The sequence below is a fragment of the Micromonospora sp. NPDC005553 genome, assembly GCF_042871765.1.
In the GTDB taxonomy this organism is placed as follows: Bacteria; Actinomycetota; Actinomycetes; order Mycobacteriales; family Micromonosporaceae; genus Micromonospora.
Map to the genome: position 1 here is coordinate 913432 of NZ_JBIAJD010000003.1, position 23873 is coordinate 937304.

General features: G+C 71.2%; 16 protein-coding genes and 1 tRNA gene. 12 read left to right on the plus strand and 5 right to left on the minus strand.

Annotation, left to right across the window (positions count from 1 at the left end; translation table 11 throughout):
- Window positions 1-44: 44 nt before the first annotated feature.
- Window positions 45-470, minus strand: a complete 426-nt coding sequence (locus ACFYPG_RS16850) for a VOC family protein (protein ID WP_355008089.1) — start codon at window positions 468-470, stop codon at window positions 45-47.
- 108 nt (window positions 471-578) lie between these two features.
- Here ACFYPG_RS16850 and ACFYPG_RS16855 point away from each other — a divergent pair, with 108 nt between their 5' ends.
- Together ACFYPG_RS16855 and ACFYPG_RS16860 are read left to right on the plus strand one after the other, a co-directional pair.
- On the plus strand, window positions 579-1547 hold the full coding sequence (locus tag ACFYPG_RS16855; RefSeq protein WP_387352638.1) for a helix-turn-helix transcriptional regulator: 969 nt from the start codon (window positions 579-581) through the stop codon (window positions 1545-1547).
- A gap of 194 nt (window positions 1548-1741) precedes the next feature.
- The gene (locus tag ACFYPG_RS16860) at window positions 1742-2521 is read left to right on the plus strand and encodes a M23 family metallopeptidase (RefSeq protein WP_355008087.1); all 780 of its coding nucleotides are present in this window, start codon (window positions 1742-1744) and stop codon (window positions 2519-2521) included.
- 105 nt (window positions 2522-2626) lie between these two features.
- Here the strand turns inward: ACFYPG_RS16860 and ACFYPG_RS16865 are convergent.
- The 4 genes from ACFYPG_RS16865 to ACFYPG_RS16880 form a co-directional block, all read right to left on the minus strand.
- A tRNA-Arg gene (locus tag ACFYPG_RS16865) sits at window positions 2627-2701 on the minus strand.
- 92 nt (window positions 2702-2793) lie between these two features.
- Window positions 2794-3489, minus strand: coding sequence for a winged helix-turn-helix domain-containing protein (locus tag ACFYPG_RS16870; protein WP_387352640.1), 696 nt, complete (start codon window positions 3487-3489; stop codon window positions 2794-2796).
- 320 nt (window positions 3490-3809) lie between these two features.
- Window positions 3810-4478, minus strand: a complete 669-nt coding sequence (locus ACFYPG_RS16875; protein ID WP_355008085.1) for a DUF305 domain-containing protein — start codon at window positions 4476-4478, stop codon at window positions 3810-3812.
- An 8-nt stretch (window positions 4479-4486) separates the two neighbouring features.
- On the minus strand, window positions 4487-5284 hold the full coding sequence (locus ACFYPG_RS16880; protein ID WP_355008084.1) for a DUF3105 domain-containing protein: 798 nt from the start codon (window positions 5282-5284) through the stop codon (window positions 4487-4489).
- Between the two features lie 97 nt (window positions 5285-5381).
- Here ACFYPG_RS16880 and argS point away from each other — a divergent pair, with 97 nt between their 5' ends.
- The 10 genes from argS (at window position 5382) to ACFYPG_RS16930 (ending at window position 23871) form a co-directional block, all read left to right on the plus strand.
- Window positions 5382-7049, plus strand: coding sequence for an arginine--tRNA ligase (gene argS / locus ACFYPG_RS16885; RefSeq protein WP_387352642.1), 1668 nt, complete (start codon window positions 5382-5384; stop codon window positions 7047-7049).
- Between the two features lies 1 nt (window position 7050).
- Window positions 7051-8436 (plus strand): diaminopimelate decarboxylase, encoded by a 1386-nt coding sequence (gene lysA / locus ACFYPG_RS16890; RefSeq protein WP_355008082.1) that lies wholly within the window; start codon window positions 7051-7053, stop codon window positions 8434-8436.
- Between the two features lie 8 nt (window positions 8437-8444).
- Window positions 8445-9755 (plus strand): homoserine dehydrogenase, encoded by a 1311-nt coding sequence (locus ACFYPG_RS16895; RefSeq protein WP_355008235.1) that lies wholly within the window; start codon window positions 8445-8447, stop codon window positions 9753-9755.
- Window positions 9756-9894: 139 nt separating this feature from the next.
- A complete protein-coding gene (gene thrC / locus ACFYPG_RS16900) occupies window positions 9895-10944 on the plus strand; it encodes a threonine synthase (RefSeq protein ID WP_355008081.1) in 1050 nt (349 codons plus the stop codon).
- Window positions 10945-11085: 141 nt separating this feature from the next.
- Window positions 11086-14367 carry an efflux RND transporter permease subunit gene (locus tag ACFYPG_RS16905; RefSeq protein ID WP_387352644.1) on the plus strand — a complete coding sequence of 1094 codons (3282 nt, stop codon included), beginning with the start codon at window positions 11086-11088 and terminating at the stop codon, window positions 14365-14367.
- Between the two features lie 159 nt (window positions 14368-14526).
- Complete coding sequence (locus ACFYPG_RS16910) at window positions 14527-15345, plus strand: polysaccharide deacetylase family protein (protein ID WP_387352645.1); 819 nt, start codon at window positions 14527-14529, stop codon at window positions 15343-15345.
- A gap of 11 nt (window positions 15346-15356) precedes the next feature.
- Window positions 15357-16601 carry an MFS transporter gene (locus ACFYPG_RS16915; RefSeq protein ID WP_355008078.1) on the plus strand — a complete coding sequence of 415 codons (1245 nt, stop codon included), beginning with the start codon at window positions 15357-15359 and terminating at the stop codon, window positions 16599-16601.
- Window positions 16602-16665: 64 nt separating this feature from the next.
- The gene (thrB, locus tag ACFYPG_RS16920) at window positions 16666-17610 is read left to right on the plus strand and encodes a homoserine kinase (protein ID WP_387352647.1); all 945 of its coding nucleotides are present in this window, start codon (window positions 16666-16668) and stop codon (window positions 17608-17610) included.
- A 296-nt stretch (window positions 17611-17906) separates the two neighbouring features.
- Window positions 17907-20174: a transcription termination factor Rho gene (gene rho, locus ACFYPG_RS16925; RefSeq protein WP_387352649.1), complete on the plus strand. Its 2268-nt coding sequence runs from the start codon at window positions 17907-17909 to the stop codon at window positions 20172-20174.
- Between the two features lie 202 nt (window positions 20175-20376).
- A complete protein-coding gene (locus ACFYPG_RS16930) occupies window positions 20377-23871 on the plus strand; it encodes a phosphodiester glycosidase family protein (protein ID WP_387352651.1) in 3495 nt (1164 codons plus the stop codon).
- The last annotated feature ends 2 nt before the right edge of the window (window positions 23872-23873 follow it).

Here is a 23873-nt window from a genome sequence, read left to right on the forward strand (position 1 = left end):
CCACCGCCGATCCCTCGTGATCGGCGGTGGGCTGCTCCTTCTGGTCAGGCAGGCTTGTACCCGACGGCGACGTCGAGCACCCAGGTGACGCCGAACGGGTCGGTGAGCATGCCGTAGAGGGGAGCCCAGCCGGCGGGCGCCAGGTCGACCAGGACGGTCGAGCCCTCGCTCAGCTTCTTCCAGTAGCCGGTGATCTCGTCTGCGTCGCTGCCCCGGACCGAGACGAAGAACGGCCTCTCGCCCTGGCTCCACGGCCGCGCCGACGGCACGTCGTACGCCATGATCTGGAAGCCCTCGGCGGACGTGACCTGACCCCACATGACCTGGTCGGCCTCGTCCGGGCTCTGCACGTTGTGGGCGTCGGCGTAGGTCACCGCGGCGAGGTCCCCGCCGAAGACGGACCGGTAGAAATCGAGGGCGGCCCGCGCGTTGCCCCGAAGGTTGATGTGCGCGACGGTGTTGATGCTCATTGCTGCTCCTCGTGTGACGTGACCCGCGGCTGGTGCCCCGGGTGCAACGCCGACGATGGCAGGGGTAGCGGTCAGATTGTGTCCGCTACCTGGGGCAGACTCGGATGCATGGCCACGACCTCCGCGAGACTGCTGTCGCTGCTCTCGCTCCTCCAGGCCCGACGTGACTGGCCGGGTGGCCTCCTGGCCGAGAGGCTGGACGTGAGCCCGCGAACGGTGCGACGCGACGTCGACCGGCTGCGCGAGCTCGGCTACCCGATCAGCGCCTTCAAGGGGCCGGACGGCGGGTACCGGCTCGACGCCGGTGCCCAACTGCCACCGCTGCTGTTCGACGACGATCAAGCCGTGGCCATCGCCGTCGCACTCCAGGTGGCAGCCCTCTCCGGGGCGGACATCCAGGAGGGCGCGGCGCGAGCGCTGAACACCATGCGGCAGGTCATGCCCAGCCGACTGCGGCACCGCATCGACGCTCTCCAGGTCACCGCCGTCGGACAACCCACCACCGAGCCGGACTCCCCGGTCGACCGCACCGTGCTGACAGCCATCGGCGCGGCCGTCAACGCCCGCGAGGTTCTGCGCTTCGACTACGCCTCGACGAGCGCCGCCACCGACGCGACGCCTCGCCGCGTGGAGCCCCACCACCTCGTCACCTGGAATGGGCGCTGGTATCTCGTCGCCTGGGACCTCGACCGGGACGACTGGCGAACCTTCCGCTGTGACCGGGTGAGCCCGCGTACACCGACCGGACCACGCTTCACCCCACGACAACTACCCATGGGAGACGTGGCCACGTACGTCACGGGCCGCTTCCGAGGTTCCACCGACGGCTCGGCGTGGCCCTGCGTGGGTGAGGTCATCATCGACCTTCCCGCCGCCGTCGTCGCCGCGTACACCCGCGACGGGCTTGTCGAAGAACTCGGCCCCGACCGCTGCAGGCTCGCACAGGGCTCCTGGTCCTGGGTCGGCCTCGCAGCCGCGCTCGGCAGGTTCGGCGCGGACATCGAGGTGATCGGGCCGGCCGAGCTCAAGGCCGCCTTCGGGGGACTCGCCCGCCGCTACGCCGAAGCAGCAGGATGACGGCAGGTTGCCGACACCCATCTTGCGGTAGAGCAAAGGATGCCCGGAGCAACAGTCTTGACAGGCCACACATTGATTGTCTTAAGATCCACATCACCGCGAACGGGCTCATCGCTACCGCTTCATGTTGAGCGTTGAGCACCCGCGTTCCGATGGGAGCGAGGACGTCTGTGCGGCAAACCGAAGGAGCAGCGGTGGACATTGGGCACTCGCCGCAGCACATCAACCGTCGTCATCTGCTCGGCGTGATCACGGCCGCGCTCGCCGCCGGCGTCATCCCGGAGGCGTGGCTCGCGGAAGCGGCGTACGGCGCCACACCCCGGTGGAACCGCCCGTTCGACAAGTGGGTCCCGATCACGTCGTCGTTCGGGTCGCGGGTCGACCCGATCACGGGCGAGACGAAGTATCACGCCGGCACCGACTACAGCTACTCCGGGATCCTCGGCTATCCGGTCCGGTCGATCGCCGCCGGCACGGTCAGCGTCGGCTACAACGCGAGCGGCTATGGCAACTACGCGGTCATCACCCACGCCGATGGTTGGCAGAGTCTCTACGGGCACATGCGGGACACTCCCGTGGTCCGGACGGGCGCGCAGGTCGCCGCCGGGCAGCAGGTCGGTGTGGTCGGCACCACCGGCCGCTCGACCGGGCCGCACCTGCACCTCGAGGTGTTCCGCCCCGGCGGCTCACTCGTCGACCCGGAGTCGGTCCTCGCCGGCGCGCCCTACGCCGGGGCGCCCGGATCTCCCCCCGAAGTTCTCACGAAGGACGGATTGATGTATCTCATCTGGAGCACCTCCGGCACCGGTTTCCTGGTCACCCCCAACCGCGTCATCGGGTTCCGGACAATTGCCCACTACAACCTGTTCAAGCGCATCATCAACTCCAACCAGGCCGCCGCCCAGCCGGACACCTTCAACCTGGCCGAGATCGACATCATCAACGCGTACCTGAACGGGACCGTGCCGGCCTGACACCCGGCGACGGTCGGGTCTCCGGCGGGCCGGGACGGTCGGAGACACGAAGAAATCCTCTGACCTGGTTTCCTGGTCAGAGGCCTTTCTGTGTTGCTCAAGCGGTGGTGCCCCCGGCAGGATTCGAACCTGCGCCCCCGCCTCCGGAGGGCGGTGCTCTATCCCCTGAGCTACGGGGGCTCAGCGACTGGAGAAGACTAGCAAACCTCCTCCGTGTACGCCGAATCGGTATCGGGTGAGCCGATCGTGTCGGCAACCGGCTCACCCGGTGCTCAGGCCGCAGCTACCGCCCGCCCGCAACTGGGCAGCGGGTGCAGGACGATTCGCCGGGGGAGCCGGCGCGGCCACTCGTTGCGTGGCCAGGAGCCGTCCACGATCAGGTGGACGGTGCGCTCCTCCTCGCCGCTGAGTCGCAGCACGAAGTCGCGGGGGAGCGGCGGGTCCACCGTCGGTGTGGTGATCATGAAGCGCACCCGGCCACGGGACGAGACCGCCGAGATCACGTCCGCCGCCGGCATGGTGCCGCGCAGCCGGACCCGGCCGATCCAGTAGACCTCCGCGAGGTGCTCCTGGGCGGCCCGGGTGATCGCCGGGTACTCGCTGCGCACCCAGCGCTCCACAGCGCTGACGCAGAGCCCGCAGGCGCGCTCGCGCGGTTCCCGCGGACCCAACCCCCAGGCCCGCAGGTACGCCCCGACCGCGCCGGTGTCCAGCGGCAGCTCGAAGCGCCGCTGGATGAGCGTGGTGAGGCTCTGCCGCGTCCACAGCTCCTCGTCCAGGCCGAACTCGTCGGGATGGACGCCCCGCAGTATGTCGATCAACTCGAGTTCCTGTTCGCGGCTGAGCATTCCCGGCTCGCCCTGCCGCTGTCCGCGACGGACGGCTGCCACCGCCCCGTCACCACCGATGGTGTGGCGTCGGCACCAACTGGTGACCGAGCGCCGTGCGTCTCTGAGTGCAACCCCCACGTCTTGGGCAACGAGCCCGAATCGCAACTGGTCACGATATGTGGGGAGAAAACTCTCTAAGCAACGTAATCGCCTGTGCCACGCAAAACGCCCAGAAGGGACGAGAGGGGTGTTCAGGTCATACGCGGCGGGTCTGGCCTCCTTGATCGACTCGGGTTCGTGGAACTCGGGGCGTCCCGGTCGCGTGGACGGCGCGGTTTCCTGCAACCCGAGTCGATCAAGGCCGTGCGGCGGAGGTCGGTGCGGACGGGACACATGGTGCGGCCCGCGTCACCGCCACGGATCGGCGGGGACGCGGGCCGTTGCGCCCGTCCGGTCGGTCAGCCCTTGGCCTGCGCCTGGAGTTGCCGGAGGTTGTTCAGCTCGCTCTGCTGGGTGTTCTTCATGGTCTGGGCCACCCGCACGACCTCGGCGTTGTCGGTCCCGCCGAGCGCCGCGTCGATCATGTGGATGCCGCCCAGGTGGTGGTCGTACATCAGGGTCAGGAACTGCCTGTCGACCTCGATGCCCTGAGCGTTGCGCAGGGCGGTCATCTGCTGCGGCGTGGCCATGCCCGGCATCAGACCGTCCTTGACGGTGGCCCCGTCGGACATCCACGACATCGGCGGGTTCGACGCGGTAGGGCTGAGGCCCCACTCGCGCAGCCAGGTCTGCATCGCGCCGATCTCGCCCTGCTGCCCGGTGGCGATGTCGACGGCGATCTGCCGCACCTCGGGGAGGGTCGCCGACCGGTACGCGATCAGGCTCATCTCCACCGCCTGCGCGTGGTGGGTCGTCATGTCCCGGGCGAAGCCCGCCTCGACCGAGGCGTCACCTGGTCGGGTGAGCCGCGGCGTCAGCAGACCACCCGCGTAGCCGAGGAGAAGCCCCACCACCAGCATGATGGCGAGCGCCAGCACGCCGTAGCGCGACGCCGGTGCCCGGCCGCCCTCGTCCGGGTCGGCCGGGATCTCGTCGTACTCGCTGTCGGTGGTCGCCGGAGCGGTCATTGCCGTCCTTACTGCTGGGGCTGCTGCTGGAGCTCACGCGGCGTGGTGCCGGTGGCGGTGATGCCGGTGTTGCAGAGCGCCGTCGGGCCCTCGACGGAGGCGTTGACCCGCAGGTCCTTGATGAACTCGTCGATCCGCGAGTCGTCGGCGTTGTCGACCTTGAGCTGGTAGCCCCAGGCCTGCAGGGAGATCGGCTTGTCCAGACCCTCGTACGGGCTCATGAAGGTCTTCTCGACGCCGCGTACCTTGCCGGCGAGCTTGTCGACCTGGTCCTTGGGGAGGTCGGGGCGGTAGGTGATCCATACCGCGCCGTGCTCCAGGCTGTGCACCGCGTGCTCGTTGGCGATCGGGGCGTCGTACACGTCGCCCATGCAGTTCTGCCAGGCGGCGTTGTGCACGCCACCCACCGGCGGCGCGTACTTCCACGTCAGCGGGCCCGACTTGTGCGACTCGTACTTCAGGCTCTCCGGGTCGGACTTGCGGATGTTCGTGATGCCGTCGATGGCGTTGGCCCGCTTGTCCCACGGCTTGGAGCCCTGGAACGACGCCCAGGCGCCGTAGCCGATGATGCCGGCCGCGAGCACGCCCACCGCGACGAAGAGCGCGATGGGGCCCCAGGCGCGGCCCTGGCTCACCTTGACCGGTGTGACCGGCTTGCGTGGGCCCTTGCCCCCGGCCCGGGGGGAGCCCGCCGGCTTGCCGGAACTGGCCTTGGCGCCGGACGCCGGCCGGCCCGCGGCCGGCTTCTTGCCGGTGCTGACCACGGTCGGGCGGCGCTCAGGGCCACCCGGGGTGCTGATGCTCATCGTGCCTCGTCAAGTCGGTCGGTCAGGGGAGTGGCGGGCCGGTAGACGCGCAGGGGAGCCGCCGAGTGCCCGAGTCTACCCCCGATAACATGGTTGGGTGACTCCTGCAGAACTAGCCTCGGTCGTCCTTGCCGCCGCCCACGCCGTCTTCGAGCAGCGTGGGCTCGACCGCGCCGCGCTGCCGGCGAGCACTGTGGTGGAGCGACCGCGCAACCCCGAGCACGGCGACTACGCCTCGACGCTCGCGCTGCAGTTGAGCAAGAAGGTCGGCGTCCCGCCCCGGGATCTGGCGGGTGCCCTGGCGGACGAGCTGGGCCGGGCAGAAGGTGTCAAATCGGTTGAGATCGCCGGGCCGGGCTTCCTGAACATCCGGCTCGACGCGGCGGCCGCCGGTCAGCTCGCCCGGGTCATCGTGGAGACCGGCGCGGAGTACGGCCGCAGCGACCGGCTCGCCGGCGAAAAGATCAACCTGGAGTTCGTCTCAGCCAACCCGACCGGGCCGGTGCACATCGGCGGGGTGCGGTGGGCTGCCGTCGGTGACGCGCTGAGCCGGCTGCTGCGGGCCACCGGCGCCAACGTCGGCACTGAGTACTACTTCAACGACGCCGGTTCGCAGATCGACAGGTTCGCCCGGTCGCTGCTCGCCGCCGCCAAGGGCGAGCCGGCGCCGGAGGACGGCTACGGCGGGGCGTACATCGCCGAGATCGCCGCCGAGGTGCAGGCCCGCCGGCCGGAGGTGTCCTCGCTCGACGACGACGCCGCCCAGGAGGTCTTCCGGGTCGAGGGCGTCGCGCTGATGTTCGACGAGATCCGCTCCTCGCTGCGCGACTTCGGGGTGGAGTTCGACACCTACTTCAACGAGAAGGACCTGCACGACCGGGGTGAGCTCGACCTGGCGCTGAACCGGCTGCGCGAGCAGGGGCACCTCTACGAGTCCGAGGGTGCCACCTGGCTGCGCACCACCGACTTCGGCGACGACAAGGACCGGGTGCTGCGCAAGTCCAACGGCGAGTGGACGTACTTCGCCGCGGACTGCGCCTACTACCTGGACAAGCGCGAGCGCGGCTTCGAGCGGGTCGTGATCATGCTGGGTGCCGACCACCACGGCTACATCGGCCGGATGAAGGCGATGTCCGCCTGCTTCGGCGACGACCCGGAGCGCAACCTGGAGATCCTCATCGGGCAGCTGGTCAACCTGCTGCGCGACGGCGCCCCGATGCGGATGAGCAAGCGGGCCGGCACCGTGATCACCCTGGAGGACCTGGTCGACGCGATCGGCGTGGACGCCTCCCGGTACGCGTTGGCCCGCTACTCCAGCGACTCCCCGATCGACATCGACATCGAGCTGTGGACCCGGGCGACCCGCGACAACCCGGTCTACTACGTGCAGTACGTGGCAGCCCGGACGGCAGGCGTGGCCCGCAACGCCGCCGAGGTGGGGCTGGTTCCGGGCGACGCCGACGCGTTCCGCCCCGAGCTGCTCGCCCACGAGAAGGAGAACGAGCTGCTCAAGGCGCTCGCCCAGTTCCCCGCGGTGGTGGCGACCGCCGCCGAGCTGCGGGAACCGCACCGGGTGGCCCGCTACCTGGAGGAGAGCGTCGCCGCCTCCTACCACCGGTTCTACGACAACTGCCGGGTGCTGCCGCTGGGCGACGAGGAGATCACCGACCTGCACCGCGCACGGCTCTGGCTCAACAACGCCACCCGCACGGTGATCGCCAACGGCCTGCACCTTCTCGGCGTCTCCGCACCCGAGAGGATGTGACATGAGGGCTCATGAGGCTGGTGCGCTGCACGCGGACATCAGCAACCGGGGGCCGGCCTGGCTGCGTACCCCGGAGGACGTGAACGCCCTGCTGCCCACGCTGTGGCCGCGCAGCGTGACGCGCGGCGCGGACGGCGCGGTCGCCGTCGCGGGCCTCAGCGTCCGTGACATCGCGGCCGAGTTCGGCACCCCGGTGTACGTCCTCGACGAGGCCGACCTGCGCTCGCGCTGCCGCGACTTCCGGGCGGCCTTCCCGACCGAGGACATCTTCTACGCGGGCAAGGCGTTCCTCTGCCGGGCGGTGGTCCGGATGATCGCCGAGGAGGGGCTGTTCCTCGACGTCTGCACCGGCGGCGAGCTGGCCACCGCCCTGTCGGCGGGAATGCCGCCGGAGCGGATCGGCTTCCACGGCAACAACAAGTCGGTCGCCGAGCTGGGTCGCGCGCTGGACGCCGGGGTGGGCCGCATCATCGTCGACTCGTTCACCGAGATCGACCGGCTCACCACGCTGGCCCGCGAGCGCGGGGTCCGGCCCCGGGTGCTGGTCCGGGTCACCGTGGGCGTCGAGGCGCACACCCACGAGTTCATCGCCACCGCCCACGAGGACCAGAAGTTCGGCTTCTCCCTCGCTGGCGGTGCCGCGGCGACCGCTGCGTTCAAGATCCTCGACGAGGGCGTGCTGGAGCTGCGCGGCCTGCACTCGCACATCGGGTCGCAGATCTTCGACGCCAGCGGCTTCGAGGTCTCGGCCCGTCGGGTGCTCGCCCTGCAGGCGCAGATCCGCGACGCGCGCGGGGTGGAGCTGCCCGAGCTGGACCTGGGCGGCGGCTTCGGTATCGCGTACACCACCCAGGACGACCCGGCGACCCCGCAGGATCTGGCCAAGCGGCTCCGCAAGATCGTCGATTCGGAGTGCGCGGCGGAAAATCTGGCGGTGCCGCACCTGTCGATCGAGCCGGGCCGGGCCATCGTCGGCCCGTCCGTGTTCACCCTCTACGAGGTCGGCACGGTCAAGGACCTCGACGGCCTCCGGACGTACGTCAGCGTCGACGGCGGGATGAGCGACAACATCCGCACCGCCCTCTACGACGCGTCCTACTCGGCGACGCTGGCCTCGCGGGCCTCGACAGCGCAGCCGTTGCTCGCCCGCGTGGTGGGAAAGCACTGTGAGTCCGGGGACATCGTGGTGAAGGATGAATTCCTGCCCGCCGACGTGCAGCCCGGAGATCTTGTCGCAGTGCCCGGCACCGGTGCGTACTGCCGAAGCATGGCCAGCAACTACAACCATGTGCCCCGGCCACCGGTGGTCGCCGTGCGCGACGGCCAGGCGCGTCTGATCGTCCGGCGGGAAACCGAAGACGACCTGCTCGCATTGGATGTTGGATGACGTCACCTGTGCGCTTGGCGCTGCTCGGCTGTGGCACTGTCGGCCAGGAGGTGGTCCGGCTGCTGCACGAGCAGTCGGCCGACCTCACCGCGCGGATCGGCGCCCCGCTGGAGATCGCCGGCATCGCCGTCCGTCGGCTCGGCCGCGACCGGGGTGACCTGCCGGTCGACGAGGACCTGTTCACCACCGACGCGCTCGGCCTGATCAAGCGCGACGACGTGGACGTGGTCATCGAGGTGGTCGGTGGCATCGAACCGGCCCGGAGTTGGCTGGTCGAGGCGTTGCGCGCCGGCAAGAGCGTGGTCACCGCCAACAAGGCGCTGCTGGCCGAGGACGGCGTGACCCTGCACGAGGCGGCGGCCGAGGGCGGCGGCGACCTCTACTACGAGGCGTCCGTGGCCGGGGCCATCCCGCTGCTGCGCCCGCTACGCGAGTCGCTGCACGGCGATCGGATCAACCGGGTCACCGGCATCGTCAACGGCACCACCAACTTCATCCTCTCCGCGATGGACGCGACCGGCGCCGGCTTCGCCGAGGCCCTTGAAGAGGCCACCGCCCTGGGGTATGCGGAGGCCGACCCGACCGCCGACGTGGAGGGCTTCGACGCGGCGGCGAAGGCGGCGATCCTCGCCTCGCTGGCGTTCCACACCCGGGTCGGCGCCGCCGACGTGCACCGCGAGGGCATCACCGAGGTGACCGCCGCGGACATGGCCAGCGCCCAGGCGATGGGCTGCACGATCAAACTGCTCTGCATCGCGGCCCGGGGTGTCGACTCCACCGGCCAGGAGACGGTCAGCGTCCGGGTGCACCCGGCGATGATCCCGCGCAGCCACCCGCTGGCCAGCGTCGGGGACGCGTTCAACGCGGTCTTCGTGGAAGCGGACGCGGCCGGGCAGTTGATGTTCTACGGCCGGGGCGCCGGTGGCGCGCCCACCGCCAGCGCGGTGCTCGGTGACGTGGTCGCGGTGTCCCGCAACCGGCTCGCCGGGGTTCGCGCGGCCAGCGAGAGCGCGTACGCGGACCTCGCGGTCCGGCCGATGGGTGAGGCGTTGACCCGCTACCACGTGAGCCTCGACGTGGCCGACCGCCCGGGTGTGCTGGCGTCGGTGGCGAGCGTGTTCGCCCGGCACGACGTGTCGATCGCGACTGTGCGGCAGGGCTCGGCGGGCGGGCCGGCGGGTCGCGACGGCGACGCCGAGCTGGTCATCGTCACGCATGTGGCACCGGACGCCGCGCTCGCCGCGACCGTCGGCGAGCTGCGCGGTCTGGACATCGTCCGGTCGGTCACCAGTGTGCTGCGGGTCGAGGGCGGCGCCTGAGTCGTTGCATCATCGACGGGGCGGCGCGCGCGTCCCGCCAGGTGGGTAGGCGGGGGTGTGCCATTGACCACTCCAGCAGGCTGGTCCAAGGTGGCCCTGACAATCGGGTGGGCACGGCGGTAGAGGCGAGGAGAGCGACATGTGGCGGGGTCTGATCGAGGCGTACCGGGATCGGCTGCCGGTCACCGCGGCCACGCCGGTCGTCACGCTGCACGAGGGCAACACCCCGTTGTTGCCGGCGCCGGTGCTGTCCGCCCGGCTCGGTTGCGACGTGCACCTCAAGGTGGAGGGCGCGAACCCGACCGGCTCCTTCAAGGACCGGGGGATGACCCTCGCGGTGTCCAAGGCGGTCGAGGCCGGCAACAAGGCCATCATCTGCGCCTCCACCGGCAACACCAGCGCCTCCGCCGCGGCGTACGCGGCCCGGGCCGGGTTGACCTGCGCCGTGCTGGTGCCGCAGGGCAAGATCGCGTTGGGCAAGTTGGCCCAGGCGCTGGTGCACGGCGCGAAGCTGCTCCAGGTGAACGGCAACTTCGACGACTGCCTCGCGACGGCCGCCAAGCTCGCCCAGGACTACCCGGTCGCGTTGGTCAACTCGGTCAACATCGACCGGCTGCACGGCCAGAAGACCGCAGCCTTCGAGATCGTCGAGGCGCTCGGCGACGCGCCCGACATCCACTGCCTGCCGGTCGGCAACGCCGGCAACATCTCCGCGTACTGGATGGGATACGCGGAGGATCGGGCCGCCGGTGCCACCACCCGTACCCCGAAGATGTACGGCTTCCAGGCGGCCGGCGCGGCCCCGATCGTGACCGGCCAGGTGGTGCCGGAGCCGTCCACCATCGCCACCGCGATCCGGATCGGCAACCCGGCGAGCTGGACCAAGGCACTGGATGCCCGAGACGCCTCCGGTGGCCTGATCGCGTCGGTGACCGACCGGGAGATCCTCTCCGCGTACCGTCTGCTCGCCCGTGAGGTGGGGGTCTTCGTCGAGCTGGGCAGCGCGGCCAGCGTGGCCGGCCTGTTGCAGCAGGCCGCGGCGGGCGCGGTGCCGCCCGGCTCCACGGTGGTCTGCACGGTGACCGGCCACGGGCTGAAGGACCCGGAATGGGCGATTTCCACCGCGCCGGCACCGGTCACCATCGCGAACGACCCGCTGGCCGCGGCGCGCGCCCTCGACCTGGCCTGAGCGCGCCGCCGTCCGGGCGGTGTTCGACGGCGGGCAGCTGAACGGCGCGACGGTCCGGGGGCGGCGGGGGCCGAGGTATGCGAGTCCGGCACACTTTCGGGTATCCCCGCCCGCATTCTCGTTCAGGAGTGAGCCAGGCCGATGTCGCTGCTCGCCAGATTCAGCCTCGCCAACCGAGGGCTGATTGCCCTCATCGCGGTGGTGACCACGGTGTTCGGAGTGTTCGCCGTGCCGTCGCTGAAGCAGCAACTGCTGCCGTCGCTCGAGTTCCCGGCCGCGTTCATCGTGGCTCCCTTCCCCGGCGCCGGCCCCGAGATCGTCGAGTCGCAGGTGACCGAGCCGATCGAGAACGCCCTCCAGGGCATCCCGGGGCTGGACCAGGTCACCTCCACCTCCCGCGAGGGGGCGGCCACCGTCCAGGTGACGTACGAGTTCGGCACCGACCTCGACGACGTCGTCAACAAGATGCAGACCGCGTTGAGTCGGATCGACTCCCAACTGCCGGAGGGCGTCGACCCGCAGGTCATCGCGGGTAGCACCGACGACCTGCCGGCGGTGGTGCTGGCCGCGGCCGGCGCTGGAGACGAGCGGGCGCTGGCCGAGAAGCTGCGCACGACGGTGGTGCCGGAGCTGGAGGGCATCGACGGGGTACGCACTGTCGAGGTGACCGGCACCCGCGACGACGTCGTGGTGGTCACCCCGGACCCGGCGAAGTTGGCCGCAGCGAAGATCCAGCCGACGGCGATCGGCGCGGCGCTGAAGACCAACGGCGTGGCGGTTCCGGCCGGCGCGGTGACCGACGGAGCGTTGGCCCTCCCGGTGCAGGTCGGCACGCCGATCGCCACCCTGGAGGACCTGCGCGGCATCGTGGTCGTCCCAGCCGCGGCACCCGTTCGCCTCGGTGACGTGGCGACGGTCGAGCAGCAGCTCGCCCCGGCCACGGCGATCACCCGGACCAACGGCAAGGACAGCCTCGGTATCGCGGTCACCGCGGCACCGGACGGCAACGCCGTGGAGATCTCGCACGAGATCCGGGACCGGCTCGACGACCTGAAGGACGCCTCCGGCGCGGAGCTGACAGTGGTCTTCGACCAGGCGCCGTTCGTCGAGAAGTCGATCGAGTCGCTGACCACGGAGGGCCTGCTGGGCCTGGTGATGGCGGTCATCGTCATCCTGGTGTTCCTGCTGTCGGTGCGCTCGACGGTGGTCACCGCGGTCTCCATCCCGCTCTCCGTGCTGGTGGCGTTGATCGCCCTGTGGATCGGTGACTACTCGCTCAACCTGCTCACCCTCGGCGCGTTGACCATCGCGGTCGGTCGGGTGGTCGACGACTCGATCGTGGTGTTGGAGAACATCAAACGCCACCTTGAGTACGGCGAGGAGAAACGGCACGCCATCATCACCGGCGTCCGGGAGGTCGCCGGTGCGGTGACCGCGTCGACCCTCACCACGGTGGCGGTGTTCGCGCCGATCGCGCTGGTCGGCGGGTTCGTGGGCCAGCTCTTCGCGCCGTTCGCGATCACCGTGACGGTGGCCCTGCTCGCCTCGCTGCTGGTGTCGCTGACAGTGATCCCGGTCCTCGCGTACTGGTTCCTCAAGCCGCGCGGCGGCACCGCTGACGACGAGGCGGTACGGCACGCGGCGGAGGAGAAGGAGCTGCGCAGCCCGTTGCAGCGGGCGTACCTGCCCGTGATCGGGTTCGCCACCGGCAAGCGGTCGACCCGTTGGATCACCGTCGGGCTCGGCCTGCTGGTGCTCTTCGGCACCTTCGGTCTGGCGCAGAAGTTGGAGACCAACTTCCTGGACGACTCCGGCCAGGACACCCTCAACATGAGCCAGGAGCTGCCGGCCGGCAGTGGCCTGGCAGCCACCGACGCGGCGGCCAAGCAGGTCGAGTCGGTGCTGTCGAACACCGACGGCGTCGAGACGTACCAGGTGACCGCCGGCGGTGGGGACAACCCGTGGGCGGGCGGCGGCGGCAACAACGTCGCCAGCTGGTCGCTGGCGCTCGACGGTGACACCGACGCGAAGCAGATGCGTGAGGTGCTGCGCAAGGAGTTCGACAAGCTCGGCGCCGGTGTGGGTGAGATCAGCTTCGGTGGCGGGCAGGAGGCGTCGACCAGCCAGCTGGAGGTGATCGTCCAGGCCAGCGACCCGGAGGCGCTGACCCGGGCCGCTGAGGAGGCGCGGGCCGCGATGGCCGGCCTGCCGGACGTCGAGGACGTCTCCACCAGCCTGGCCGCGCGGGTGCCGCGGGTCGACGTGGTGGTGGACCGGGTCGCCGCCGGTCGGGTCGGGCTCACCGAGGCCGCCGTGGGGCAGCTCGTGTCGCAGGCGTTCCGGGGAGCGCCGCTGGGTCAGGTCGCGCTCGACGGCCAGCAGCAGAACGTGGTGCTGCGGTTGGGCACGCAGCCGCCGATGACGGTGGAGGAGCTGCGGGCACTGCCGGTTGGTCCGGTCAAGCTGGGCGACATCGCGCAGGTCACCCAGGGTGAGGGCCCGCAGCAGGTCACCCGCATCGACGGTGAGCGCAGCGTGTCGGTGACCGGTGCGGCGACCGGCTCGAACCTGGGCGCGACCAGCAAGGAGTTGCAGAAGCGGCTGGACGGCCTCAACGTGCCGGGTGCGAGCTTCACCATCGGTGGTGTCAGCGCGGACCAGGCGGACGCCTTCGCGGACCTGGGCCTGGCGGTGCTGGCCGCGATCGCCATCGTCTTCCTGATCATGGTGGCCACGTTCCGTAGCCTCACTCAGGCGCTGATCCTGCTGATCTCCATCCCGTTCGCGTCGACCGGTGCCATCGGTCTGCTGTTGATCACCGGGACGGCGCTCGGTGTGCCGGCGCTGATCGGTGTGCTGATGCTGGTCGGCATCGTGGTGACCAACGCGATCGTGTTGCTCGACCTGATCAACCAGTACCGGGCGCAGGGCATGGGGGTCCGGGAAGCGGTGGTCGAGGGTGGCCGTCGCCGGCTGCGCCCGATCCTGATGACGGCGGTAGCGACGATCTTCGCGCTGCTGCCGATGGCGTTCGGGTTGACCGGTGAGGGCGGCTTCATCTCTCAGCCGCTGGCGGTCGTGGTGATCGGTGGTCTGCTCAGCTCGACGCTGCTCACGCTGATCCTGGTGCCGACGCTCTACACGATGGTGGAGCACACCAAGGAGTCGCTGCGGGCTCGGCGCGCACGACGGCGTTCCGGCGGGTCGGCGGTGACCACGACGACGGAGACCGACGAGGCGCCAGCGCCGAACCAGGTCGCGGTGCCGAGTGGTGCACCCGCCCCGGTCGCGACCGAGGGTGTGCAGCCGGCTGCGCGACCCGCGCCGTCGGCCGCGCTGGTGGAGGGCACGGACCAGTTCGAGGTGCTGCGGTTGCCGCGTAGCCGCACCTCCCCGCTGCCTCCGGCGGAGCCGACCGAGTAGGTAGCAGAGCAGTTCGGAACGCCCCCGGCGGATTGTCGCCGGGGGCGTTCCCGGTTCATTCGACCGAAAACACTCCGCCTCGACCACCCCACACTTTGTGTAACTTCTTGCATACTCCTCGTAGACGGGTGGGGGGTGTGGGTGAAGCGGGGCGGGCAGATGGCCGAGGGCGCGCGTGGGTGGGGCCGACGCGACCTGCTGCGCCGTGGCCTGCTGGTGGTGGGCGGTGTGGCCCTCGGCGCGGGGACGTCCGAGGCGTGGTGGATCACCCATCGCCGAATGCCGATCGCCGGCGGCCCCGCCAGCGCCACCCTCGGCAACGGCCAGCAGGATGTCGGCTCCGGCGCTGTGGACGTCGTCTGGTCCGGGCGGACCAACCAGCGCCTGGTGGCCCTCACCTTCGACGACGGGCCGGCACCACAGTGGACTCCCATGGTGCTCGACACACTGGCCCAGCACCGGGTGCCGGCCACCTTCTTCATGGTCGGGGCGCAGGTCCGTCGACATGCCGACGTCGTCCGCGACCGGCTCGCCGGGCACGAGGTGGGCAACCACAGCTGGGAACACCGGGACCTGGCCGAACTGGACGCCGCCGAGGCGTACGACGACCTGCGCCGCAGCCACGACGTGATCGCCGACCTGACCGGGGTGCCGCCGGCGCTCCTCCGCCCGCCGTACGGCCACCTGGGCGGGGCGGTGCTGCACGCGGCGGCCCGGCTGGACTATCGGCTGGTGCTCTGGTCGTTGCAGATGGTGGAGCGCCAGTTCCCCGACGATCCGGCTGGTCACGCCCAACGGATCGTGGCCGAGGTTCGACCGGGAACGATCGTGCTCGGCCACGATGTGGGAGCGCGCCGGCGGCTGGTCGCACTGCGGGGCCTGACCGACATGATCAACGGGCTACGGTCGCGCGGTTACACCTTCGTCACGGTTTCGGCGCTGCTGGGAGCGGGTGTGAGTACGACACCGACCAGGTAGGGTCGCGCTCCGTGGCGTCCACCCTCTCGGTTCTGACCGGCAATCGGAGCTTCCGCAACCTCTTCCTCGCCGAGCTGGTGGTCTTCGGCGCCGACTGGTTCGTCATGGTGCCGCTGCTGGTGCTGCTGCCGCACCTGACCGGCAGCGGCGTCTGGGGCGCGCTGGTGTTGGCCGTGGACACCGGCATCGTGGCGTTGCTGCTGCCGTACACCGGCACGATCGCCGACCGCTTCGACCGCCGAAAGATCATGATCGCCGCGAACGTGGCCGCGCTGGCGGGCGTGTTGCTGCTGCTCGGCGTGCGGAACGCCGGAACCGCGTGGCTGGCGCTGGTCGCCATCGGAGTGGTGGCGGTCGCCAAGGCGTTCTACTCGCCGGCCGCCCAGGCCGCGCTGCCCAACGTGCTGGAGCCCCACGAACTCGCCGCTGGCAACGCCGTCGCCGGCTCGGCCTGGGGCACCATGACCGTGGTCGGTGCGTCGCTTGGCGGCGTGCTCAGCACCGCTGCCGGCCCGTACGTCTGCTTCTGGGTCGCGGCGGTGGGCCTGGCGGCGGCCGCGGCCCTCGCCACCCGGATCCGTCGACCGTTGCAGGCGCCCCGGGACGCCGACCAACCGGCCCAGCGGACCTGGTCGGCGGTCCGCGAGGCGCTCGGCTACATCGGTCACCGCCCCCGGGTGCTCGCGCTGGTCACCGTCAAGTCCGCGGTGGGCCTCGGCAATGGCGTGCTGACGGTGTTTCCGCTGCTGGCCGGCGTGTACGGTGTCGGCCCGCTCGGCGCCGGCCTGCTCTTCGCCGTACGTGGCGCGGGAGCGTTGGTGGGGCCGATCCTGATGCGCCGGGTCCTGACCAACCGGGCCTGGCTGCTGCCCGGGCTCGCGCTGTCCATGTCGCTCTACGGCCTGTCCTACCTGGGCACTTCGGTGGTGCGATGGTTTCCGCTGGTGCTGCTGCTGGTCTTCGTGGCGCACTTCGCGGGTGGCAGCAACTGGGTGATGTCGAACTTCGCCCTTCAGGGTGAAGTTCCGGACCGGTTGCGGGGCCGCGTCTTCGCCACCGACATGATGCTGGCGACGCTGGCGATCTCGGTGAGTCAACTGGCGGTGGCCCTGGTGGTGGACTCGGTCGACGAACGGGTGGTGCTCGCCGGCTGCGGTCTGATCACCCTCGTCTACGCGGTCGGCTGGCGGATCGCCACCCGCCGGCTGTCGCTCACCGATCCGGCCGTCGAGCCGGTCCCGGACCCGGCCGGCTGAACTCGACGGTCCCAGGCAGCGGGCGCGGGACCGGTTCGTCGGTCCCGAGCCCTAGCATGGGCGCGTGCCGACGAACTTCACCGCCGAGCCGGTCCGGGTCCGCGTCCCGGCGACCAGCGCCAACCTGGGCCCGGGCTTCGACGCGCTGGGTCTCGCCCTCGGGCTCTACGACGACGTGGCCGCCGAGGTCGCCTCGGGCGGTGTCCGGGTGACAGTGACCGGGCAGGGCGCCGGTGAGCTGCCCGACGACGACCGGCACCTGGTGGTGCGGGCCATGCGCGCCGCGTTCGACGTGCTCGGGGCCCACCCTGCGGGGCTGAGCGTGGAGTGCGTCAACCGGATCCCGCAGGCACGTGGGCTGGGCTCCTCGTCCGCCGCGATCGTCGCCGGGGTGCTGCTGGCCCGTGCCCTGGTCGTCGATGGGGAGCAGCGCCTCGACGACGCCGGCGCGCTGCGACTGGCCGCCGAGATCGAGGGCCACCCCGACAATGTGGCACCGTGCCTGCTCGGCGGTTTCACTGTGGCCTGGTCCGAGCCGGGCGGCGCCCGGGCGGTTTCGCTGCCTGTCGCCGCAGCGGTGCGGCCCACTGTTTTCGTTCCGGCGGAACGCGGTTTGACCGCGACCGCGCGGGCGGCTCTGCCGGCAACCGTGCCGCACGGTGACGCCGCGTTGACCGCCGGGCGGGCAGCGCTGCTGGTGCACGCGCTCACCGCGGACCCGGCCCTGCTGCTGCCGGCGACCGTCGACCGACTCCATCAGGATTACCGCGCAGCCGGGATGCCAGGCACGTCTGCCCTGGTCAGCGCGTTGCGTGCGGCCGATGTGGCAGCTGTGGTCAGTGGGGCGGGGCCGACTGTTCTGGCGCTCAGTCAGCCTCCGGCGGGCTTCCCAGTGGGAACGGACTGGGAGATCTGGCAGTTACCGATAGACGTCAGCGGCGCGCGGGTCGCACGGGGTAGACTTGGACACGCCGAGCGGGACCCTGTTGCCGCAGGTCGGAAGAGTTGATTACGCTCTAGACCTAGCACAGCCGCGAAGCACGCGATCTCCTGCGGGGCGGCGCACCCCCGAAGCTCTCGGCGGTCAGCCCGTCTACCCCTGCCAAAGGCCCACGCCGCACCGCAGTTTCCACAGGTCGCCGCAGACGGCGAGACCTGCTCACCGACGTTGGTGAGTCGGGATACCGACCGGCTGCTGTGTCACAGACTCCCGCGACGCGTCCTTGCGAGGCGGGTGCACCGAGGCCGCCCGGCCACCTGAGCTCCGACTCCGGGCAGTCCCGGCCTATCGAGGGAAGGAATCCATTGAGCGACACCACCGACGTGACGTCGGATGTTTCCAACGTCGCTGGCGATGCCACCGCAGCCGCTCCCGCCCGTCGTCGGCGTAGCGGCACCGGTCTGTCGGCGATGCTGCTGCCAGAGCTGCAGAGCCTGGCTGCGTCGCTCGGCATCTCCGGCACGGCTCGCATGCGCAAGGGCGAGCTGATCGCCGCGATTTCCGAGCGGCAGGGCGGCAACGCCGCCGGGACCCCTCGACCACGGGCCGAGGTCGCGGCGGCCGCAGCCCCGGCCCGTGAGGGAGTGCGCGCCGAGGTGCGGGAGACCGCCGACCGGCCGGCAGCCGAAGGACGCGGTGCCGAGCAGGCGCCGGCCGAGCCGGCCGCCGAGACCGAGGGCCGTAGCCGCACCCGGCGGAGCCGGACCGCAACGGCGGAGGCCCGTACCACCGAGGCTCGCCCCGCTGAGGCGCGGGCGACCGAGGCGCGGGCGACCGAGCCGCGGACGACCGAGCCGCGGACGACCGAGGCGCGGACGACCGAGGCGCGGGCAACCGAGGCGCGGACGACCGAGCCGCGTAGCGACGAGGCGGAAGCCGGCGAGCGGGCCGAGCGTGGCGAGAACCGCCGCGACCGGGCCGAGCGTCCGGAGCGCGCCGAGCGTGCCGACCGGGCCGAGCGTGCCGACCGGGGTGAGCGGACCGAGCGTGCCGACCGGGGTGAGCGGACCGAGCGTGGCGAGCGGACCGAGCGTGGCGAGCGGACCGAGCGGGCCGACCGCGGTGAGCGTGCCGACCGGGGTGAGCGGACCGAGCGTGGCGAGCGCAACGACCGGGGCGACCGTGCCGACCGGGGCGATCGTGCCGAGCGTGGCGAGCGCAACGACCGGGGCGAGCGCAACGACCGGGGCGAGCGTTCCGACCGGGGCGAGCGGGCCGAGCGCAACGACCGACCCGACCGCGGTGACCGCAACGACCGCAACGACCGTGGTCAGCGTGTCGAGCGTGTCGAGCGGGACAGCGACGACGACGACGAGAATGGCGGCCGGCGCGGCCGGCGTAGCCGTTTCCGGGACCGTCGCCGTGGGCGCGGCGAGCGTACCGAGACCGGTACCGACACCGGCGGGCGTGAGCCGCAGGTCAACGAGGATGACGTACTCGTCCCGGTGGCCGGCATCATCGACGTGCTCGACAACTACGCCTTCGTGCGGACGACCGGTTACCTGGCCGGCCCGAACGACGTGTACGTCTCGATGTCCCAGATCAAGAAGTACGGCCTGCGCCGCGGTGACGCGATCACCGGTGCGGTGCGGGCGGCCCGCGAGGGCGGCAACAGCGGCGACCAGCGGCGCGACAAGTACAACCCGCTGATGCGGCTGGACACGATCAACGGGATGGAGCCCGAAGAGGCCCGGCGTCGTCCGGAGTTCTACAAGCTCACCCCGCTCTACCCGCAGGAGCGCCTGCGGCTGGAGACCGAGCCGCACATCCTCACCACCCGGGTCATCGACCTGGTCATGCCGATCGGCAAGGGCCAGCGGGCACTCATCCAGTCTCCGCCCAAGGCGGGTAAGACGATGGTGCTGCAGGCGATCGCGAACGCGATCACCCGCAACAACCCGGAGTGCCACCTGATGGTGGTGCTGGTGGACGAGCGGCCTGAAGAGGTCACCGACATGCAGCGGTCGATCAAGGGCGAGGTCATCGCGGCCACGTTCGACCGTCCGCCGCAGGACCACACCACAGTCGCGGAGCTGGCCATCGAGCGGGCCAAGCGCCTCGTCGAGCTTGGGCACGACGTCGTCGTGCTGCTCGACTCGGTGACCCGGCTCGGTCGGTCGTACAACCTGGCGGCACCGGCCAGCGGCCGGATCATGTCGGGTGGTATCGACTCCACGGCGCTGTACCCGCCGAAGCGCTTCCTCGGCGCGGCCCGCAACATCGAGAACGGCGGGTCGCTGACCATCATCGCCACGGCGCTGGTGGAGACCGGGTCCATGGCGGACACGGTCATCTTCGAGGAGTTCAAGGGCACCGGCAACGCCGAGTTGAAGCTGGACCGGAAGATCGCCGACAAGCGGACCTTCCCGGCCATCGACATCAACCCGTCCGGTACGCGTAAGGAAGAGGTCCTGCTCGCACCGGAAGAGCTGGCCATCATCCACAAGCTCCGGAAGGTGCTGCACTCGCTGGACTCGCAGGCCGCGATGGATCTCCTGCTGGACCGGCTCAAGCAGTCCCGCACGAACATCGAGTTCCTGATGCAGATCGCGAAGTCGACGCCGGGGGAGTAACCATCCCTGGGTGACGACGAAGGGGCACGGCCATCGCGGCCGTGCCCCTTCGTCATGTTCCCGGGCCCGACATCCACAGCCGGCGGGAGCGGGAGCCGCAGCCGGCGGGCGATGACCTCCACGCCGTCAGATGATGGAATTTTCCTTCGGTTCAGTCGACAGGTATTGAAACTTCTATTCATCGCCGGGTTGACTGTCGTCCATGCGTACCCGCAGACGATCCGCCCGCCGCACCGGCGTCCTGCTGCTGACGCCGCTGCTCGCCCTGGCCCTGTCCCCGCCGGCCACCGCCGCACCCACCATCGACCCGCCCACACTGGCCTCACCGTCCGTGGCCTCACCCACCATCGCCGAGGACGCGCCGCCCGCGTCCTCCCGCCCGGCCGGCTCGGTCAGCCTGTCCGCCGCGCCGACGGTCGCGACCGCCCCGACCACCGGCGCTGGTGGTCTGGAGCCGGCCGGCGGGCTGGAGACCACGAAGGCCACCCGGCCGGTCGCGCCGGGCGTGCGACTGACGTCCTTCGACCGGTACGACGCCGAGGGTTGGCTGCGCGCCGACGCGCTCACCACCGACCTGACCGGCGGCTCCACCGTCGACTACGTCAACTCCGGCGCGGTCAGCCGGGCCGAGCCGCTGCGAAAGGCGGTGGACCAGTCGCGCGCTGTCGCCGCGGTCAATGGCGACTTCTTCGACATCAACAACTCCGGTGCCGCCCAGGGCGTCGGCGTCCGTGACGGCGAGCTGATCCAGTCGGGGGTCAGCGGTCATCGCAACGCGGTGGCGGTCACCACCAACGGGGTCGGGCGGGTGATCGAGGTGAACTTCGACGGCAGCGCCACCCTGCCCACCGGGCCGGTCCCGCTGACCCAGTTCAACAACATGGTGCAGGCCGACGGCATCGGCGCCTTCACCGAGCTGTGGGGGACGTACTCCCGGCAGCGTGCCGTGGAGGGCGCGGCCCGCGTGGTCGAGGTCACCGTGACCGGCGGTCGGGTGGCCGCGGTGGGAGGCGTGGCCGGTAGCGGCCCGATCGTCGCGGGCAGCACCGTGCTGCTCGGCCGCGACCTTGGCGCGGACGCGCTTGCCGGTCTGCGCCCCGGTGACCCGGTGGCGGTCGCCTGGCGGCCGAAGCCGTCCGATGGCAGCACCCTGCACGCGGCGGTCGGGGGCGGCAACGTCCTGGTCCGCGACGGTGTCGTGCAGGCCATCGCCGACCCGACCCTCGCACCCCGCACCGCCGTCGGGTTCAGTGCCGACGGTCGAAAGATGATCATGCTGACGGTGGACGGTCGTCAGGTCGACAGCCGCGGCGTGACGCAGACCGAGATGGGCCGGATGATGGCCGAGCTGGGCGCCCACCACGCGCTCAACCTGGATGGCGGCGGATCGTCCACGCTGCTGGCCCGGGAGCCGGGCTCGCCCACCGTGCAGGTGGAGAACGGCCCCTCCGACGGCAGCGAGCGGGCCGTGCCCAACGGCCTGGCCATCTTCGCGCCGAAGGGCAGCGGGCGACTCACCGGCTACTGGGTCGAGACGGCCAGCGACCCCACCACCGCCCCGGGTGTCTCACCGGTGCGAGGTGGGCGGCCCGACCGGGTCTTCCCGGGGCTGACCCGTACTCTCACCGCATCCGGCTACGACGAGACGTACGGCCCGGCGTCCGGCGCCCCCACCTGGCGGGCGACCCCGGCGGTACGCGGCCGGGTGGACAGTGGCGGCGTGTTCCACGCCGCCGCGCCGGGGGCCAGCACGGTCACCGCCGGACGGGGGCGGGTCACCGGCTCGCTGAACCTCACGGTGCTCGGCCCGCTGGCCCGGATCGGCACCACCGCGCCGCGGGTCGGGCTGACCGGCCGGGACAGCGACGCCCTGGTCGGCGTCGTCGGGTACGACGCCGAAGGCAACACCGCGCCGATCGAGCCGGACGACCTCACCCTCGACTACGACCGGGACCTGCTGCGGATCACCCCCACCGGGGACGGCAACCTGTCCATCGCCGCGTTACGGGACGCCGGCTCCGGCCTGGTGACCGTTCACGTCGGACGCTCGAGCGCGGTCCTGCCGGTCACCGTCGGGCTGACCGACGTGCCGGTAGCCGGTTTCGACGATGCCGCGTCCTGGCGGTTCAGTCAGGCCCGTGCCAGCGGCTCGGTGGCGCCGGCGCCCGGGCACACCGGCACCGGCCTGCGAATGTCGTACGACTTCAGCCAGTCCACCGGCACGCGGGCCGCGTACGCCGACCCGCCCGCCTGGATCGAGGTGCCCGGTCAACCGCAGGCCTTCGGGATGTGGATCCACGGCAACGGCACCGGGGAGTGGCCCAGCCTGCACCTGCACGACGCCCAGGACACGCAACACGTGCTGCGTGGCCCACTGATCACCTGGACCGGTTGGCGGTACGTGGAGTTCGCGGTGCCGGCCGGGGTGCAGTACCCGGTGCGGGTACGCCGCTTCTACGTGGCCGAGACGAACGCGGCGGCGCAGTACACCAGCGAGGTGATCATCGATGACCTGGTGGCGAAGGTGCCCCCGACTGTCGACGTGCCGCAGGTGGCCCCGCGTACCGATCGGGTGGTGGTCCGCGACGGCACTGTGGACGGCGCGCCGTGGCGGTTCGCTGTGCTCTCCGACGCCCAGTTCGTCGCCGCCGACCCGGACAGCGACCTGGTCGCCCAGGCCCGGCGGACGTTGCGCGAGGTGCTGGCGGCCCGGCCGGATTTCCTCCTGATCAACGGCGACTTCGTGGACACCGCCTACCCGGCCGACTTCGCGCTGGCCCGGCGGATCCTCGACGAGGAGTTGGGCGACGCGCTGCCCTGGTACTACGTGCCCGGCAACCACGAGATCATGGGCGCTCCGATCAGCAACTTCGCTGCCGTGTTCGGTGCCACCTCCCGGGTGTTCGACCACAACGGCACCCGGTTCGTCACGCTGAACTCGTCCACGGGGACGCTGCGCGGCGGAGGCTTCGACCAGGTACGGATGCTCCGCGAGACGCTGGACGCCGCGGCCACCGACCGGCGCGTGGGTTCGGTCGTCGTCCTGCACCACCACCCGACGCGTGACCCCAGCCCGGCGCAGGCCAGCCAGCTCGGCGACCGCAAGGAGGCGGCGCTGCTGGAACAGTGGCTGGCCGACTTCCAGCACCGCACCGGCAAGGGCGCGCTGTTCGTGGGTGGGCACGTCGGCACCTTCCACGCCGACCGGGTCGACGGGGTGCCGTACGTGATCAACGGCAACGCCGGCAAGACGCCGTCCACCCCTGCCGACCAGGGCGGCTTCACCGGTTGGACGGAGTTCGGCGTGGATCCGGTGACCCCCGCCGAGGCCGACCGGGCCCGTCGTGACCCTCTCGCCGAGGGCCCGCGTTGGGTGGACGCGGAGTTCCACGCGCACGCCGACCGCCTCACCGTGGCCGCCCCGGCCAGCGTCGCGGTCGGCACCCCCGTGGCGGTCACCGCCACGCTGACCCAGCCCGGCGGGCGTACGGTCCGGGTGGCCGCACCGGTCAGCGCCGACTGGTCGGCGTCGCCGGGAGTGCACGTCGGCTCGGCGGCCGGGGTGCGCCCCTGGCACACCGCCCGGTTCGACCCGGCCACCGGCACCCTGACGGCACTGCGGCCCGGCGCGCCGATACGCCTGACGGTCGAGGTGAACGGCGTGCGCGCCGAGGCCACCATCACCGTCACCGGGTGAAA

Coding starts and splice junctions, on each gene's coding strand:
- ACFYPG_RS16850 (WP_355008089.1), bottom strand. CDS start 470: ATGAGCATCAACACCGTCGCGCACATCAACCTTCGGGGCAACGCGCGG.
- ACFYPG_RS16910 (WP_387352645.1), top strand. CDS start 14,527: ATGGCCGAGGGCGCGCGTGGGTGGGGCCGACGCGACCTGCTGCGCCGT.
- ACFYPG_RS16875 (WP_355008085.1), bottom strand. CDS start 4,478: ATGACCGCTCCGGCGACCACCGACAGCGAGTACGACGAGATCCCGGCC.
- thrC (WP_355008081.1), top strand. CDS start 9,895: ATGTGGCGGGGTCTGATCGAGGCGTACCGGGATCGGCTGCCGGTCACC.
- ACFYPG_RS16880 (WP_355008084.1), bottom strand. CDS start 5,284: ATGAGCATCAGCACCCCGGGTGGCCCTGAGCGCCGCCCGACCGTGGTC.
- lysA (WP_355008082.1), top strand. CDS start 7,051: ATGAGGGCTCATGAGGCTGGTGCGCTGCACGCGGACATCAGCAACCGG.
- ACFYPG_RS16855 (WP_387352638.1), top strand. CDS start 579: ATGGCCACGACCTCCGCGAGACTGCTGTCGCTGCTCTCGCTCCTCCAG.
- ACFYPG_RS16930 (WP_387352651.1), top strand. CDS start 20,377: ATGCGTACCCGCAGACGATCCGCCCGCCGCACCGGCGTCCTGCTGCTG.
- ACFYPG_RS16905 (WP_387352644.1), top strand. CDS start 11,086: ATGTCGCTGCTCGCCAGATTCAGCCTCGCCAACCGAGGGCTGATTGCC.